Source organism: Flavobacterium sp. Arc2 (genome assembly GCF_041431385.1).
Taxonomy (GTDB): Bacteria; Bacteroidota; Bacteroidia; order Flavobacteriales; family Flavobacteriaceae; genus Flavobacterium.
Map to the genome: position 1 here is coordinate 55535 of NZ_JASMRH010000018.1, position 17627 is coordinate 73161.

At 34.7% G+C, this 17627-nt stretch carries 18 protein-coding genes; 13 read left to right on the forward strand and 5 right to left on the reverse strand.

Features of this window, described 5'->3' with window-relative positions; all coding sequences use genetic code 11:
* From hemE to QO182_RS13365, 13 genes are all read left to right on the forward strand, one after another.
* Positions 1–1026: a uroporphyrinogen decarboxylase gene (gene hemE / locus QO182_RS13305; protein ID WP_371562118.1), complete on the forward strand. Its 1026-nt coding sequence runs from the start codon at positions 1–3 to the stop codon at positions 1024–1026.
* A gap of 3 nt (positions 1027–1029) precedes the next feature.
* Positions 1030–1410, forward strand: a complete 381-nt coding sequence (locus QO182_RS13310; RefSeq protein WP_371562120.1) for a hypothetical protein — start codon at positions 1030–1032, stop codon at positions 1408–1410.
* Between the two features lie 82 nt (positions 1411–1492).
* The gene (locus tag QO182_RS13315) at positions 1493–3154 is read left to right on the forward strand and encodes an ATP-binding protein (protein WP_371562122.1); all 1662 of its coding nucleotides are present in this window, start codon (positions 1493–1495) and stop codon (positions 3152–3154) included.
* 61 nt (positions 3155–3215) lie between these two features.
* Positions 3216–4118 (forward strand): oxygen-dependent coproporphyrinogen oxidase, encoded by a 903-nt coding sequence (hemF, locus tag QO182_RS13320; RefSeq protein ID WP_371562124.1) that lies wholly within the window; start codon positions 3216–3218, stop codon positions 4116–4118.
* A 149-nt stretch (positions 4119–4267) separates the two neighbouring features.
* A complete protein-coding gene (gene tnpA / locus QO182_RS13325) occupies positions 4268–4729 on the forward strand; it encodes an IS200/IS605 family transposase (RefSeq protein WP_371562126.1) in 462 nt (153 codons plus the stop codon).
* 98 nt (positions 4730–4827) lie between these two features.
* The gene (hemB, locus tag QO182_RS13330) at positions 4828–5820 is read left to right on the forward strand and encodes a porphobilinogen synthase (protein WP_371562128.1); all 993 of its coding nucleotides are present in this window, start codon (positions 4828–4830) and stop codon (positions 5818–5820) included.
* Between the two features lie 65 nt (positions 5821–5885).
* The gene (locus tag QO182_RS13335) at positions 5886–6299 is read left to right on the forward strand and encodes a c-type cytochrome (RefSeq protein WP_371538198.1); all 414 of its coding nucleotides are present in this window, start codon (positions 5886–5888) and stop codon (positions 6297–6299) included.
* A 213-nt stretch (positions 6300–6512) separates the two neighbouring features.
* On the forward strand, positions 6513–6983 hold the full coding sequence (locus QO182_RS13340) for a methylated-DNA--[protein]-cysteine S-methyltransferase (protein ID WP_371562130.1): 471 nt from the start codon (positions 6513–6515) through the stop codon (positions 6981–6983).
* A 119-nt stretch (positions 6984–7102) separates the two neighbouring features.
* Entirely contained in the window at positions 7103–7816 is a 714-nt protein-coding gene (locus tag QO182_RS13345) for a 3'-5' exonuclease (protein WP_371538202.1), read from the forward strand.
* A gap of 132 nt (positions 7817–7948) precedes the next feature.
* Positions 7949–9643, forward strand: coding sequence for an ABC transporter ATP-binding protein (locus QO182_RS13350; protein ID WP_371538205.1), 1695 nt, complete (start codon positions 7949–7951; stop codon positions 9641–9643).
* A 204-nt stretch (positions 9644–9847) separates the two neighbouring features.
* The gene (locus tag QO182_RS13355; RefSeq protein WP_371562132.1) at positions 9848–10861 is read left to right on the forward strand and encodes a PAS domain S-box protein; all 1014 of its coding nucleotides are present in this window, start codon (positions 9848–9850) and stop codon (positions 10859–10861) included.
* A 2-nt stretch (positions 10862–10863) separates the two neighbouring features.
* On the forward strand, positions 10864–11247 hold the full coding sequence (locus tag QO182_RS13360; RefSeq protein ID WP_371538210.1) for a response regulator: 384 nt from the start codon (positions 10864–10866) through the stop codon (positions 11245–11247).
* Between the two features lie 72 nt (positions 11248–11319).
* A complete protein-coding gene (locus QO182_RS13365) occupies positions 11320–11505 on the forward strand; it encodes a hypothetical protein (protein ID WP_371538212.1) in 186 nt (61 codons plus the stop codon).
* A 211-nt stretch (positions 11506–11716) separates the two neighbouring features.
* Here the strand turns inward: QO182_RS13365 and QO182_RS13370 are convergent, their stop codons facing one another.
* The 5 genes from QO182_RS13370 to QO182_RS13390 all read right to left on the reverse strand — a co-directional run bounded on the left by QO182_RS13370 (position 11717) and on the right by QO182_RS13390 (position 17226).
* Positions 11717–12376: a CoA transferase subunit B gene (locus tag QO182_RS13370; RefSeq protein WP_371538217.1), complete on the reverse strand. Its 660-nt coding sequence runs from the start codon at positions 12374–12376 to the stop codon at positions 11717–11719.
* Between the two features lie 2 nt (positions 12377–12378).
* On the reverse strand, positions 12379–13080 hold the full coding sequence (locus QO182_RS13375) for a CoA transferase subunit A (protein WP_371538219.1): 702 nt from the start codon (positions 13078–13080) through the stop codon (positions 12379–12381).
* Positions 13081–13188: 108 nt separating this feature from the next.
* Positions 13189–15498 (reverse strand): penicillin-binding protein 1A, encoded by a 2310-nt coding sequence (locus tag QO182_RS13380; protein WP_371562134.1) that lies wholly within the window; start codon positions 15496–15498, stop codon positions 13189–13191.
* Positions 15499–15506: 8 nt separating this feature from the next.
* On the reverse strand, positions 15507–15986 hold the full coding sequence (locus QO182_RS13385; protein ID WP_371538224.1) for a gliding motility lipoprotein GldH: 480 nt from the start codon (positions 15984–15986) through the stop codon (positions 15507–15509).
* Entirely contained in the window at positions 15970–17226 is a 1257-nt protein-coding gene (locus QO182_RS13390; RefSeq protein ID WP_371538227.1) for a stage 0 sporulation family protein, read from the reverse strand. Before QO182_RS13390 ends, QO182_RS13385 begins: the two co-directional genes overlap by 17 nt.
* Positions 17227–17627: the final 401 nt, after the last annotated feature.

Consider the following 17627-nt stretch of genomic DNA (forward strand, 5'->3'; position numbering starts at 1 on the left):
ATGATCAAGAACGACTTATTTTTAAGAGCATTAAAAGGAGAAACAGTACAGCGTCCGCCAGTATGGATGATGCGTCAAGCGGGTAGATATTTACCTGAATTTATTGCGTTGCGTGATAAATATGATTTTTTTACTCGTTGTCAAACTCCAGAATTAGCTGCCGAAATCACGGTTCAGCCTATTCGTAGAATTGCTCCAGATGCTGCCATTTTATTCTCGGATATCTTAGTGATTCCGCAAGCAATGGGAATTGATGTTGAAATGAAACCTAATTTCGGTCCATATTTACCAAATCCTATTCGTACGATTCAAGATGTCGAAAAAGTAATTGTTCCAGATGTTCATGAAACTTTAGGGTACGTCTTTGATGCGATTAAATTGACTAAGGAAATGTTGAATGATGAGGTACCATTAATTGGTTTCGCAGGTTCGCCTTGGACAATTATGTGCTACGCTGTAGAAGGACAAGGATCTAAAAGCTTTGATAAAGCCAAGGGTTTTTGTTTCTCACACCCAGAAGCAGCGCATGTTTTATTACAAAAGATCACTGATACCACTATTTTATATTTGAAAGAAAAAGTAAAATCAGGAGTGGATGCCGTTCAAATTTTTGACTCTTGGGGCGGAATGTTATCTCCAGTAGATTATCAAGAATTCTCTTGGAAATACATCAACCAAATCATTGAAGCCTTGGCTGATGATGCTCCGGTAATTGTTTTCGGAAAAGGATGTTGGTTCGCTCTTGGCGAAATGGGGAAAAGTAGAGCTTCTGCATTAGGAGTTGACTGGACTTGTTCACCTAGAAATGCAAGATACCTTTCAGGTGGAAACATCACTTTACAAGGAAATTTTGATCCGTCAAGACTATTATCTCCAATTCCTGTTATCAAGAAAATGGTTCATGAAATGATTGACGAATTCGGAAAAGACAAATACATCGCAAATTTAGGACACGGAATTTTACCAAATATTCCTGTAGATCACGCGAAGGCGTTTGTTGATGCAGTGAAAGAATACAACCAATAAAAAATGCTAAATAAAGGATTAAGAGACGAAAAGAAAGTAAAGATTGACACTATGTTAAGCACTTTACTTTCTTTGGTTTTTGTACCCAAATTTTGGAATATTGAAGACACCAGTTTAATTGATAATCAGCTTACTGATTTCGATTTAACAACGGAAATTATAGATCAAATTGAAGAAAAAGATTTGATTCAATTGTTAGATAAATACGAAATGGATTGGACTCACAAAGAAAAATTCGCCGATTTTTTAATCGCGTATTCTAGAAGTAATCAATATGATTTTTCGGCAAAAGCAATTGCTATTTATAATCATATTCAAATAGATAGCAAGACGTTTTCATTAGATATATTTAATAAGTTGGCTACTGTAAAAACAAATTTGTGAAGAACTTTGATTGTCAGAATATTAAGTAACATTAGACACTTAAATTACTTTTCTATATTTGTAATTAATAATTACCGTAAACATGACTGAAAAAGAACTACAAGATTATTTAAAGACTAACTACCCGCTTGAAAATGAAAAGTGTGAGTGGAAGGAATTTAAGTCGTTAAAAAGTGCTGTTTCAGGAAGAGCAGGTGACGATATTATTTCTTATGTTTCTGCAATTGCAAACATGCAAGGCGGTCATTTAGTTATTGGCATTCAAGATCAAACGAATGAAATTGTAGGTATTCAGGATTTTGGAGGTTATACAATTGAAGATATTAGGTTTAGAATTAATGGAAATATAACCAATCTAAATATTGAAGGATTTAGTGTTCAGGAATTCACTACTTCAGACACTAAAAAGGCAGTTTGGATTTTCCATATCCCAAAACATCAATTTAGATTACCTGTTTATGCTCATAAAAAAACGTGGCAGCGAATAGATGATAATTTAGTCGAAATGAAAAAAGCTCGGTTAGATGCTATTTTGACCCAAGTTCAAGTTAATGAAGATTGGTCTAAAGTAATTATTCAAGACGCTACTATTGAAGATTTAGATCAAGAGGCATTACAAAAAGCACGTATTGAATTTAAAAAAAGGAATCCTAAATACTTCAACGATGTTGATCATTGGAATGATGTTGATTTTCTAAATAAATCGAAACTTACAATTAAAGGAAAGATAACGAGAACTGCTTTAATTCTTTTGGGGAAAGAGGAATCGGAACACTATTTAGACTCTTCTGTTAAGATTAGATGGAATCTAAAAACTCTTGATAATCAAGATAAAGATTTTGAGATATTTTCAATTCCATTATTGTTATCAATAGATGAAGTTTTTAAGAAAATACGAAATCTAAAATACCGTTACCTACGTGACGGAACTTTATTTCCTGATGAAGTTTTGCGATATGAACCATATACTATCCGAGAGTCTATAAATAATGCTATTGCACATCAAGATTACTCTAAAGGTGCAAGAATTAACGTTGTTGAATTTGAAGATGATCATTTAGTATTTTCAAATTATGGCTCTTTTTTACCAAAGTCGGTAGAAGATGTTGTTTTAAATGACACTCCCGAAGAAGTGTACCGCAATCCTTTTTTGGTTGAAGCAATGAAAAATTTAGATATGATTGAAACCCAAGGTGGTGGTATTCGAAAAATATTTAACTTTCAAAAACAACGATTTTTTCCACTTCCAGATTATAATTTTGATGACAATAAGGTAAAAGTGACTATAACGGGTAAAGTTTTAGATGAAAATTTTGCTAGAATTCTAATCAAAAACTCCAATTTGGGGTTAGACGAGATCATTTTGTTAGACAAAGTTCAAAAACATAAAGAAATAACAGAAATTGAATTCAAGCATCTTAAGAAAGCAAAATATATTGAAGGAAGGAGACCTAATATTTACTTATCTTATGATATTATTGAATCAACAAACGATGAAAATTTACAAGCTGAGTATTTAGCTAACCGTAGTTTTGACGATTCTCATTTTAAAGAGATGATACTTGAGTGCCTTAAGAGATGGGGGAAAACCAAGCGAGATAAAATTGATAACCTTATTATTCCAAAACTTTCCGCTGTCCTTTCAGATGATAAAAAGAAAAAGAAAGTAACAAATTTTCTTTCTGCATTAGGAAAAGAAGGTAGGATACAATGTCTTGCAGGATATTATTGGGAAATAATTTAGACACTTTTAAACACTTTTAGACACTTTTTTAGACACTTTTAAACACTTTTGCTTTAATATAATGAAAGAACAATTTTTTACCTACATACAAAACTTACAAGATACAATCGTCGCAGGACTTGAAGCTGTTGATGGTCAAGCCAAATTTAAAGAAGATTTATGGGAACGCCCAGAAGGGGGAGGAGGAAGAACCCGAGTAATCGAAAACGGTGCTGTTTTTGAAAAAGGCGGTGTAAATATCTCAGCTGTTCATGGGAAATTACCTGAAAGCATGCAAAAGCTATTTAACGTAGGCGAAGCTGATTTTTTTGCTTGTGGACTGAGTTTAGTTTTACATCCTAAAAGTCCAATGGTGCCTACGGTGCATGCCAACTGGCGCTATTTTGAAATGTACGATGAAAACGGGAAAGTGATTCAACAATGGTTTGGCGGTGGACAAGATTTAACACCTTATTATTTGTTTGAAGAAGACGCAATCCATTTTCACCAAACTTGTAAAACGGCATGTGACAAACACAATCCTGAATTTTATCCAAAATATAAAAAACAATGTGACGCCTATTTTTGGAACGCTCATCGCAATGAAGCACGCGGAATAGGTGGGTTATTCTTTGACTACTGCAAAGCTACTGACGAAATGAGTATGGAAAACTGGTTTGACTTTGTATCTGAAGTTGGTAACAGTTTCCTTGAAGCTTATGTGCCGATTGTTGGAAAAAGAAAAAATTTAGCCTATACTCCGGAACTAAAAACTTGGCAGGAAATCCGTCGCGGTCGTTATGTGGAGTTTAATTTGGTTCACGACAAAGGGACTTTATTTGGCCTAAAAACTAACGGGAGAATCGAAAGCATCCTGATGAGTTTACCGCCACATGTACAATGGGTTTACGATCATCATGCGGAAGAAGGCAGTGAAGAAGAGAAATTAGTAAACGTATTGGAAAACCCGAGAGACTGGGTTTAATTTATTTTAAATTATTTAATTTTCATTAGCACTTTTTTTGTAAAAGCTCCATAGGAGCGCTATATTTATAGAAAAAACCACACACGTTTAAATGAACCCCGTAGGGGTGGTATATTGAAAACTTCGAGTTAAACATTTTAAATAAAAAAATGGCAAATACTTATACCCAAATATATCTTCATATTGTATTTTCTGTAAAAGGCAGAAACAATCTAATTTCCAAAAAGTGGAAAGATGAATTATACAAATATATCACAGGAATTGTTACAAATGAAGGTCAAAAATTAATTGCTATTAATGGAATGCCTGACCATATCCATATTTTGATTGGATTAAAACCTGACAAGTCGTTATCTGATATGGTTAGAGATGTTAAGGCTAATTCATCTCGTTTTATAAATGACAAGAAGTGGATAAATGGTAAATTTGAATGGCAAACTGGCTTTGGCGCTTTTTCATATAATCATTCTCAATTGACAAATGTTATCAATTATATACAAAATCAAGAAGAACATCATAAAAAGAAAACTTTCAAAGAAGAATATATAGAATTTTTAAAAGCATTTGATGTAGATTATAAAAACGAATATATATTTGAAGATGTTTTATAAAAACAACGTTTAAAGGTGCCACCCCTATGGGGTTCTTTTAAATAAAATTAATTTCCTATAAATATTACGCTCCTAAGGAGCTAAAAAAACAAAATATTATGTTTCCATTACACAGAGGTAGAAGATTACGTGTTAACGAATCAATGAGAAGTCTAGTTCGCGAGACTACTTTAAGTCCATCAGATTTTATGTTCCCTATGTTTATTGCAGAGGGAGAAAATGTAAAAATTGGAATTCCTTCAATGCCAGGAATCTTTCGTCGTTCGATTGATTTAACGGTAGAAGAAATCAAAGAACTGTTTGCTTTAGGTATTCGTGCGGTAAATATCTATGTAAAAGTAAGTGAAAACCTGAAAGACAATACGGGAAAAGAAGCTTGGAATAAAGACGGATTGATGCAAGAAGCTATTCGTGCAATCAAAACGGCTTGTCCTGAAATGATTGTGATGCCAGATGTAGCCTTAGATCCTTATTCTATTTATGGTCACGATGGAATCATTACAAACGGTGATGTAGAAAACGACTCAACAAACGAAGCTTTGGTAAAAATGGCAGTTTCACACGCTGAGGCTGGCGCCGACTTTGTTGCGCCATCTGACATGATGGACGGAAGGGTTTTACGTTTGCGTCAAGGTCTTGATGCTGCTGGTTTTCACAATGTGGGAATCATGAGTTATTCGGCTAAATACGCTTCGGCATTTTACGGGCCTTTTCGCGATGCTTTAGACAGCGCGCCAGTTGATAATAATGAAATTCCAAAAGATAAAAAAACCTATCAAATGGATTATGCTAATCGTATTGAAGCTGTCAAAGAAGCCCTTTGGGATGTTGAAGAAGGCGCTGATATGGTAATGGTAAAGCCTGGAATTGCTTACTTAGACATTGTGCGTGAAGTAAAAAACGCGGTAAATGTTCCAGTAACTGTTTTTCACGTTTCAGGTGAATATGCAATGATCAAGGCCGCCGCCGAAAGAGGATGGTTAGACCACGACAAAACCATGATGGAGCAATTAATGTGCATCAAACGTGCTGGGGCAAGTTTAATTTCGACTTATTTTGCTAAAGAAGCAGCAATATTTTTAAACAAATAAAACTGACAATTATCATTTGATAAAAAATTTAAGTTGATTAACTTTGAGTTTAAACATTTCAAGTCATGAAAAAAATAATTTTTATTGCAATCGTATTACTAACATTCTCTTGTAAAGGAAAGGAAGAAGAATCTTTTGGTAAACAAGAACCAGCAACGGCTACAGAATCATCTTCTGAAGGAATGCCGGCAGTAGCGCAAACTCCAGAAGAACTTGGTGAAACAATATTTAACGGAAAAGGAACTTGTGCAACGTGTCACAAGATAGATTCCAAATTAATCGGGCCGAGCGTACAAGAGATAGCTGCGGTTTATAAAGCTAAAGGCGGAAATATAATCGCTTTCTTAAAAGATGATGCAAAACCATTGGTTGATCCATCTCAGTACGAAGTAATGAAAGCAAATTTTGCAATTACAAAAGCGCTTTCTACCGAAGAATTACAAGGATTAGAAGCATATATCAATTCTAATTTAAAGTAATTTAGACATTCTACCTGAAGAAGATTAGGGGGTTCTTTCCTGCTGCCGATGCTTCACAACATTTTATCTTTATGTTTTTGGGAGCAAAAATATAAAAGATGTTATTTCTATCAGGGTTAAAAAAAACAAGAACCATTCGTAAATCGAGTGGTTTTTTTATTTAGAAATAATTTTACAAAACTTTGTTTACTTTGCAACTCATAATTATTTACTATGGAAACAGCTCGCGTTAAAACACCACTGGGTTTTGCAACAATTATTGGAGATGAAAATGGGATTTCCTCAATTACTGTTTCAGATGGGGGGTTGATTCCAACTTTGATTCCAAAGGCTTTACAAGAAGCTGTAACGCAACTCAACGAATATTTTGACGGAAAAAGGACTGACTTCACTTTAGAACTCAATCCTGAGGGGACTGAATTTCAACAAAAAGTATGGAGCGCCTTATTAGAGATTCCATATGGTAAAACGAGAACGTATTTGGATCAGTCTAAGGTTTTAGGTGACGTGAAAGCGATCCGTGCTGTGGCTTCCGCCAATGGAAAAAACCCGCTTTGGATTGTTGTTCCATGCCACCGAGTGATTGGGTCCGATGGTTCACTTACGGGTTATGCAGGAGGTTTATGGCGTAAAAAATGGCTGTTGGAACATGAAAATCCAACAAAGCAACAAAGTTTATTTTAGAGAATTAAATACAAATTGCACGATTTTCTTTATATTCGAAGATCGTTAATGTCAAGCGTTATAAATTTCGATAGAAAAGAAAATTTGTATTAATCCTTATAAATCTGGGTGCCATAAATATGATAGAAAAAATAAACCTCAATAATATACTTTTCTTAGATATAGAGACGGTTCCGGAAGCCGCTGATTATACCGAACTAGATTCTGAAATGAAGACCCTGTGGGAGCTTAAAACCCAATACCAAAGAAAGGAAGATTATACCCCAGAGGATTTTTACGATAGAGCAGGAATCTGGGCTGAATTCGGAAAAATAATTTGCATTTCTGTTGGTTATTTTACCATCAAAGGTGATATACGAAACTTTCGCGTTACTTCTTTTTTTGGCGATGAAAAGAAAATACTTCACGACTTTAATAATTTGTTGAATAATCACTTTAACCAACCACAACATATTTTGTGCGGTCATAATGCTAAGGAATTTGATATTCCGTTCATGGCAAGAAGAATGATTATCAATCAAATTGCACTGCCAGATAAACTTAATTTATTTGGTAAAAAACCTTGGGAAATTCCGCATTTGGATACGCTGGAGTTATGGAAATTTGGCGATTATAAGCATTACACCTCTTTAAGATTAATGTGCAAGGTGCTTGGAATACCATCTCCCAAAGGGGATATTGACGGCAGCCAAGTAGGCCATGTTTTTTATGTAGATAAAGACATTGACCGGATTGTAACCTATTGTGAGAAGGACACTATTGCTGTTGCTCAGATTTTTCTTAGATTACGAAGAGAAGATTTATTGATTGATGACGAGATTATTCATGTTTAATACGGCATTGTTTGATATTTAAAGAAATGGAAAGTAAGTAGTTACTATAATTCCTGCCATTGATATTTCGTCTCAGGCTAGTCTTTTTAAAAAAATTGTGTTTAAAACGGTTAAATTTTTACTTTTACATTTATGAATAATCCTTTACTTTCCGTTCAGAATCTCGAAATCTCCTTTAAAAAAGAAGGGATTTATACCGCTGTTATCAAGAACATCAGTTATGATTTGCAACAGAATGAAATTCTCGGTATTGTAGGGGAATCTGGTTCTGGGAAATCAGTTTCTTCTTTAGCAATTATGGGCTTGTTGCCTGCTAATATTTCTAGAATTTCAGAAGGTGAAATTATTTTTGATAATAATAACGTAGGACATCTGAGTGAGAAAGAATTACAGCAACTTAGAGGAAATGAAATCGCAATGATTTTCCAGGAGCCAATGAGTTCATTGAACCCCTCATTAAAATGTGGTTTTCAGGTGCAGGAAATTTTGTTACAACACACCAGTTTATCAAAAGCAGAAACTAAGATTGAGACACTTTCGCTATTCGATAAAGTAAAATTGCCTAATCCCGAAATATTATTCGATAAATATCCCCATGAGATTTCAGGAGGACAAAAACAGCGTGTGATGATTGCTATGGCAATTGCCTGTAAACCAAAATTATTGATTGCAGATGAGCCTACAACTGCCTTAGATGTAACTGTTCAAAAGGAAATTATTCAGTTGTTAAAAGACATTCAACAAGAAACAGGAATGAGTATTATTTTTATTTCTCATGATTTGTCTTTGGTTTCTGAGATTGCGCATCGGGTTTTGGTGATGTATCGAGGGGAAATTGTGGAGCAAGGGGAAGTAAAACAAATTTTCAAAAACCCACAAAATAATTATACTAAAGCCTTAATTGCTTCGCGTCCTTCTTTGGATTTTCGACTGAAGCGGTTACCCACCATTCAGGATTTCTTAGATGACACGATCAATACTGATGTAGTGACCCAAGAAGATAGAATTGGTTTTCACGACAAGTTATATAGTCAAACACCTATTTTGGAAGTCGTTAATGTGGAGAAAGAATATTTTTCTACAGCAGGTTTCTTTGGAAAAAAAACAGGGTTTAAAGCCGTGAATGACGTGAGTTTTAAATTGTATGAGGGAGAAACTTTAGGTTTAGTGGGGGAGAGCGGCTGCGGGAAATCGACGCTAGGGAATGCTATTTTACAATTAGATAAAGCGACTGCAGGGCAAATATTATATAGAGGTCAGGATATTACCAAACTGGGCAATGCAGAACTCAAAAAACTGAGAAAGGAAATTCAGATTATTTTTCAAGATCCTTATTCTTCATTAAATCCGAGGATTCCTGTAGGTAAAGCTATTATGGAGCCCATGAAAGTGCATGGGTTGTATAAAAATGACAAAGAAAGAAAAGCAAGAACGATTGAAATTCTCGAAAGAGTAGGTTTAGGAGAGGATTATTTTAATAGATATCCGCATGAGTTTTCTGGCGGACAAAGGCAACGCATCGGAATAGCAAGAACTATAGCGTTACAGCCCAAATTAATCGTTTGTGATGAATCAGTTTCGGCATTGGATATATCTGTTCAAGCGCAGGTATTAAACCTTTTAAATGAGTTAAAAGAGAATTTCGGGTTTACTTATATTTTTATTTCCCACGATTTGGCTGTAGTGAAATATATGAGCGATCAGGTCTTGGTCATGAACAAGGGAAGAATTGAGGAAATTGCTGATGCTGATGAATTGTATGCTAATCCTCAAAAAGAATATACAAAAATGCTGATAGAGGCTATACCCAAAGGGAATGATAGTTAGTCTTACCAAGCCAAAAGAGGCATAATTATATCGTAATACAAAAAGGAATGTTATATTTGCACTATCTAAATTGTTTTAAAAACGAAAACAATAATAACACTTTTGTTTTTAAGATCTTAGTTGATTTTAAAAAAAAAAACAGTAATGAAGAAAGTATCACTTAATTAAAGCTTTTGCAAAACGCAGTGCAATTTTTCAAACAAAATGAATAAAGAAGAGAAAACATATTCAATTTTAGTTGTTGAAGATAATTTAACTGACACGAAGCGGATTGAACAGTTGCTAAGGGAGCTGGATTTTGATTTCGAAATTAAATATGCGAAAGACTTTGAAGAAGCTTCTGCTATTTTATCTTCTGATGATAAATTTTTCGATATTGTTCTATTAGATCTTACGTTACCAGGTATAACCCCTCAAAATTTGGTTAATGAAATGGTAGATAAGGTTTTATTCTGCCCCATAATCGCATTGACTTCAAATGCTGATGTTGGTTTTAGCATCAGATCAATTTCTCAGGGTATTTCAGATTATTTAGTAAAGGAAGACTTAACAGCTGCTACGTTGTATAAGAGCATCGTTTGTTCTATAGAACGGAAGAAAATATTTTTTTCATATGATGATGCAAAAACACGTTATAGCGACCTTTTTCACTTAAGTCCACTTCCTATGTGGGTTTATGATTTGGGGACATTCAATTTTTTAGACGTTAATGAAGCCGTTATAAAGAAATATGGTTATACCAAGCAGGAGTTTTTAAAAATGACCGTAAAAGATATATGGCCAGAAGAGGATTATCCAATTTTTGATGAAGGAGTTAATTCTTTTAGTCAGTATAGAGATAGCTTTAAAAAAAGATACTTAAGACACAAGAAAAAAAATGGAGCGATAATGAATGTTGAGGTACAAAGCAATATCATTTACTTTAAAAACCAAAAGGTAAAACTGGTAATGGCAAATGATATCACAAAGCAGATGCAGCACATTACCACTATTGAAGACCAGAATAAAAGTCTCAAAGATATCGCTTGGACTCACTCTCATGTTGTTAGAGCGCCGTTGGCAAAAATGATGTCTATTGTTGAGTTTATGAAAGAGTCAGATACAGTGCCTTCAGAATACGAAGACTTATTGAGTCATTTTTTTGATGCAGGAACGGAGCTCGATACTATTATTAGAGATATTGTAAAAAAAACAGAAACTATTAATAAAACAGAATAGCAATGAGTTATAATATAGTTGTTGTAGACGATGACGAGATAGTTTTGTTTTTACACAGTAAGATAATTCAGGCTGTTGGTCTTGATGATTCACCAAAAACTTTTAATTCGGCAAGTAAGGCGTTAGATTTTTTTGATAGTCTTTCTAGTGATGGGGAAACTATTTTATTGTTTTTGGATATTAATATGCCTGTTATGGATGGCTGGGGCTTGTTAGATATTATTCACGAAGAAGGTTTTGATAAGAAAATCGAAGTAATTATGGTTACTTCATCGGTAGATCAGGAGGATAAGGAGAAAGCAGCAGGATATTCAAAAATAATTCATTTTGTCGAAAAACCATTTACAAAAGCGAATCTAATTGCGCTAAACCTTTGTCAGTTATAAGTTTTAAAGTGTATTCTGTACTTTAAACGATTTTAAAATAGCGATATGTTTTTTTAAATTTATCATGATATATTGACAATTGATTTGGTAGCAGCCAAATATACAAATCGATTTTCTTTACAGTTTCATGACGAAACACTTAACGTAAAAGAAAGCTTTTTAGAAAACGGTATTCAAATAATTTATGCAGATAACGAAGGTACATTAAACATTCACAACAGTTTTCAGGATACGCAAGTGACAGGTGTTTTGTTGTAAATCGTTTTGGATCAATTAATACGTAGTCATGGTATCGGCTTAGAAGATCAAAGCGAAATAGAATTACTTTTAGATAAAGAAGCTACTAGAATATATGTTGCAAAAGTAAATACGACAGCAGGGTTGTTTTGCAAAAAAAAATATTTTTTAGAATAAACAAAAAGAGCATCCTGTAAAGGGTGCTCTTTGTATATAGAATAGTATTTAAGTCTTAATCAATAATCATCTCGGGTATATCGCCTTCAATAATTAACGCTGCTTCAGTGGAAGCGATAATATGTTCGACGCTAACTCCTGGTGCACGTTCTAATAATTTAAAACCTTTAGGAGTTACTTCTAATACAGCTAATTCAGTCACTACTTTTTTCACGCAACCAACCCCAGTTAATGGCAAAGTACATTTTTTAAGAATCTTAGATTGCCCTGCTTTGTTCACATGCATCATGGCAACAATAATGTTTTCAGCAGATGCAACTAAATCCATTGCACCACCCATTCCTTTTACCATTTTTCCTGGAATTTTCCAGTTAGCGATATCTCCGTCTTCAGAGACTTCCATAGCGCCCAGAATAGTTAGGTCAACATGTTGTCCACGAATCATTCCGAAACTTAGAGCTGAATCAAAAAAAGAGGCTCCTGGTAATGTTGTTATCGTTTGCTTTCCTGCATTGATTATATCTGCATCTTCCTCGCCTTCAAAAGGAAAAGGTCCCATGCCTAAAACACCATTTTCGCTTTGAAATTCGACGTCAATTCCTTTTGGGATGTAATTCGCTACCAACGTTGGAATACCGATGCCTAAATTCACGAAATAACGGTCCTTAAGTTCCTGTGCAATACGTTTTGCAATACCTATCTTGTCTAATGCCATGATTACTCTCTTTTTCTAGTTGTACGTTGCTCAATTCTTTTTTCATATTTTGAACCTTGAAAAATACGTTGCACGAATATTCCAGGAATATGAATTTGATTTGGGTCCAGCGTTCCCGCTTCAACTAATTCTTCTACTTCGGCAACTGTGATTTTGGCAGCTCCAGCCATACAAGGATTGAAGTTTCTAGCAGTTCCTTTAAAGATTAGATTTCCAGCAGTATCTCCTTTCCACGCTTTTACGATAGCAAAGTCAGCATTGAAAGCCAACTCCATTATATGCATTTTTCCATTAAATTCTCTGACTTCTTTACCTTCAGCTACTTCAGTACCATAACCTGCAGGAGTGAAAAAAGCAGGTATTCCAGCCTGAGCTGCGCGACAACGTTCTGCCAAAGTTCCCTGTGGAATCAACTCGACATCCAGTTCTCCAGAAAGCATCTGGCGTTCGAACTCAGCATTTTCTCCAACATAAGAAGAGATCATCTTCTTGATTTGTTTTTTTTGTAATAATAAGCCAAGACCGAAATCGTCAACACCAGCATTATTGGAAATACAGGTCAGGCCAGTAGTTTCTTTGTGTACCAATTCAGCAATTGAATTTTCAGGGATGCCACAGAGACCAAAACCACCTAACATGATGGTCATTCCGTTTTCAACTCCTTCAAGAGCAATTTGAACGTTAGCTACTTTTTTATTTATCATAGTGTATTTTTTAAGTCCAAACAATTGTATAATCAAAGGCTTTTTAGCGATCGAAACGCAAATATGTGAAAGTCTAAAATTTGTAAATCCGCCTACCCCTCACTGTAATTAAAATTCAAATTCATCTGTGTTTTGAGGCGTGTCAGTTGTGTCTTTTGCAACTGGTGCACTGTAACAATCGACTTTTATAGATAGATTTGCTGGTCTTTCAAATTCTCCTTTAGACACTTTAAGATCTGGGTCAGCATAACAAAGTTTCATAAAGTAAGCCCAAACTGGTAATGCAGCAGTTGCCCCTTGTCCGTACGTTATACTTTTAAATCTTGCTGAACGGTCTTCATTACCTACCCAGACTCCCGTCACAAGATTTGGAACCATTCCCATAAACCAACCGTCGGACTGGTTTTGTGTTGTTCCTGTTTTACCAGCAATCGGGTTGGTGAATTTATAGGGATATCCTGTAATTCTATTATATCCATAACCTCCACCTTCAGTTCTTAATCTGTTTCCAGAACCTCCCTCAGTTACTCCTTCCAATAATTTAACAATAGCAAAAGCAATATCTTTGTTTAATACATCATGAGATTCGGGTATTGGCTCATAAATAATAACGCCACTTTTGTCTTCGATTCTACTTAAAAACTGGGGTTTTGTATATACACCTTGATTCGCAAATGTACTGTATGCTGCAACCATGTCTTCTACGGTAATATCTACAGCACCTAATGCGATGGATGGTTGAATAGGTATTTCTGATTTAATCCCTAATTTATGAGTCAACTTTACTACCGCCTCAGGTCCCACTTTGTCCATTAACTTTGCAGAGACAGTATTTATAGAATTGGCCAATGCTTTTTTCAAAGTAACCATTCCTAAATATCTGTTATTGGAGTTTCTAGGCGTCCATGCCGCAGTTACGTGATGCCGTCCTACTGGCATAGTGAAAGGGGCATCTATTATGGAATCACATGGAGACATGTTCAATTGTTCGATTGCCGTAGCGTAAACAAAAGGTTTGAAGGTAGAACCTACTTGTCTCGCTCCCTGACCAACGTGGTCATATTGGAAATATTTATAGTTAATTCCACCTACCCAAGCTTTTATGTTACCCGTTTGTGGTTCCATAGCCATAAGTCCTGATTGTAGAAAATGTTTGTAATAACGAATGGAGTCCATCGGAGTCATGATCGTATCCTTTTCTCCTTTCCATGTAAATACGGTCATTTTTGCTTTTACGCTAAATGATTTTATAATATCCTCATCACTCATGTCTGCTGATTTTAAAACAGCCCATCTGTTTGAAGATTTCATAGCTTGAGTTAAAATGCGCTGCGTTTCCTTGTCTGAAATACCTACAAAAGGAGCATTTTTATTATTTTTAGCCTGAATAAAAAACTCTTCCTGAAGATTTGCCATATGGGCAGCAACTGCTTCTTCAGCATGCAACTGCATTCTGGAATCAATAGTCGTATAGATTTTCAATCCATCTTTGTAGATGTCATAATCAGATCCGTCTGGTTTCTTGTTTTCATCAACCCATTTTTTCATGTAATCACGAAGGTACTCTCTAAAATAAGTTGCTGTTCCTTCTCTGTGGCTTTCTAGTTTAAAATCAAGGGTAATGGGTAAACTTTGTAATCTTTCTTTTTCTTTTTCCGTAATAATATCTCCTTTTGCCATTTGCGCAAGTACTACATTTCTACGGTTTTTTACACCTACAGGATTTCGCACCGGATTGTATAGTCCGGAGTTTTTGAACATCCCTACTAGTATGGCAGATTCTTCAATATTTAGGTCTTTTGGCTCTTTTGAAAAATAGGTTTGGGCTGCAGAACTTACTCCTACGGAATAGTTTCCAAAGTCATATACATTGCAATACATTGCTAAAATTTCATTTTTAGTATATTGTCTTTCTAATCTAATAGCAATAATCCATTCTTTTACTTTTTGCACAATTCTAAAAGGTAAGAACTTTGAACCCTCGCCATGAAATAACTGTTTTGCAAGTTGTTGTGTCAAAGTACTTGCTCCTCCACTTGTACCCAAACTGGCGATAGCTCTTAATGTTCCTCTTCCATCAATACCAGAATGTTCGTAGAAACGTTCGTCTTCGGTTGCTACCAATGCATCTACTAGGTTTTTAGGTAAATCAGAATATTTTAATTGTGATCTGTTTTTTTGAAAATATTTACCTAAAACCACCCCGTCCGCTGAAATAACTTCAGTGGCTAAATTTGAGTCTGGGTTTTCCAAATCTTCAAAAGAAGGCATGGAACCAAAAAGGCCCCAAGAGGCAAACAAGAAAAATAGAACGATAGCACCCATTCCGTAAAGAAAAATCTTCCAGAATGTTTTAGTGTAATACTTAAAATCCTTATCGGCAGTATTGCCTTTATTGTTGTTTTTTTTAGCAGCCATAAATTATCCTAGTCTTTTTTTTCTATTCTTAATCCCACTTCTGTAATTCCCTCTAATAGTGTCACGCCAGGAACCTTACCGGTCTCTCTGACAGCTTGTTTTATATGGACTTTGTATTTTCCTCTGAACTTCACGTTCTCTTTAAAGAACAATTTACTTTCTTTTATGTCTGTAAATCCATTACCCATGAGTGTTCCGTCAGGATTCGCCATTTGGTATTCTAATGTGTCTACTTTTGTAAAACCGTTAGGTTTTTCAACAGACACAATCAAAAAGAGATTGTTGTATTGATAATTATTATTGTCTCTTAAATTGATAAATAAATCATATCGTTGTGTGGAATCTAATTCTGGTAAATCGAAAGTTATAATACTGTCTTTATGCCAAGCGTTTCCCACAGATTTGTATTCGTCAAAAACTCTTTTTTTGTCGCATGAAAAAAAGAGTATTGCAATCAAAATGAAAAAAATGCTATTTCTTAGCCTCATTTTTAGTAATAATTATTGGTTTTCTTGCTATAGCTGGTTTCTTCTCGTTTGAAGCCGAAGGGTCATTGTTTGCCGGTTTTTTATTGTTTGGCACAATTTTATTATCTCCAGCAGGCTTCGGTTTTTTGTTCGTTTTTTTTCTCTTTTTAGGTTGGTCAAATCGAGTTAAACTTTCTTGACCCATTGCATTATTAAAATCTTTTTCCGTTTCCTGAATGATTTCAATAGCATAATCCTCAAGCGACGAAACTTTGTTTTTTAATTTATTTTCTGCGATGATTTCCTGTACTTTTTCGATTTTAAGTACATGCCAATTGGCAAAGTTATTAGTGTAGGCAAACCACATTAATCCTTTGAAAATATCTTGTTTTTGACAAATTGCATCCCCTTTTTCGGTAACTAATTTTGTTTCAAAATCAGGGAAACCTTTCAAGGCATCCATATAAGTATCTAACTCATAGTTTAGACAACATTTTAATTTACCACATTGTCCCGCTAATTTTTGTGGATTCAATGACAATTGCTGGTAACGAGCTGCCGAAGTATTCACACTTCTAAAATCAGTCAACCAAGTTGAACAACACAATTCTCTACCGCAAGACCCAATTCCTCCTAAACGCGCTGCTTCCTGACGGAAACCAACTTGTTTCATTTCTACTCTTGTACTGAATTCTTTAGCGAAATCTTTAATTAAAAGTCTAAAATCAACTCTGTCATTTGCCGTATAGTAAAACGTAGCTTTAGATCCATCTCCTTGAAATTCAATATCAGAGATTTTCATTTCTAGTTTTTGAGAAATTGCTAATTCACGGGCACGAACCTTCATTGGTTCTTCTCTTTCACGTGCAGTAGACCAGATGTCAATGTCTTTTTGTGATGCTTTTCTGTAAATTTTCGGAATCTCATTGCTGTCAGGATTAGCTCCTTTTTTCTTCATTTGGATTCTTACTAATTCTCCAGTTAAAGTAACAATTCCAATATCATGTCCCGGAGAAGCGACAGTTGCCACAATGTCTCCCATACTTAAAGTCAATTTTTCAGTATTGCGATAAAATTCTTTTCTTCCATTTTTAAAACGAACTTCAACACAGTCAAAAGGTGCTTGTCCATTAGGTAAAGTCATATTTGAAAGCCAATCGAAAACAGTTAATTTATTGCAGCTATCGGTGCCGCAAGTCCCATTATTTTTACAACCCTTTGGTGAGCCACCATCAGAAGTTGAACAACTTGTACATGCCATAATTTTATATATAGTGTTGTGACGCGCACAACTTAAGTTCTTAAAAAGATTAATGCGTAAAGATAGCGTTTTTTAAGTGAATGATACAAAAGTTGCAAATTACAAAAGATTAAAGTTTTTATAAAAAAAAGCCGGTTTAAGCGCTTGAAATAGGCTTTTTATTAACTTAATATAAAAAATAGCGGTTTAGATTTTATATAGTTTATCAGATAAACGAATTCTAAAAGCTAATTTGAATGTGTGATAATCTAATAAAACGGCTTTTTCATTAACAACGTCGTTCGCAAATATTTCTTCGGTAATCAAATTAGGATCTGCTATTTTGATTTCATTTCTTCAATCGTAAACTTTCTAATATTGGGTTTTGGATAAAAATGAATTGCTTTTCCAGTATATTGATT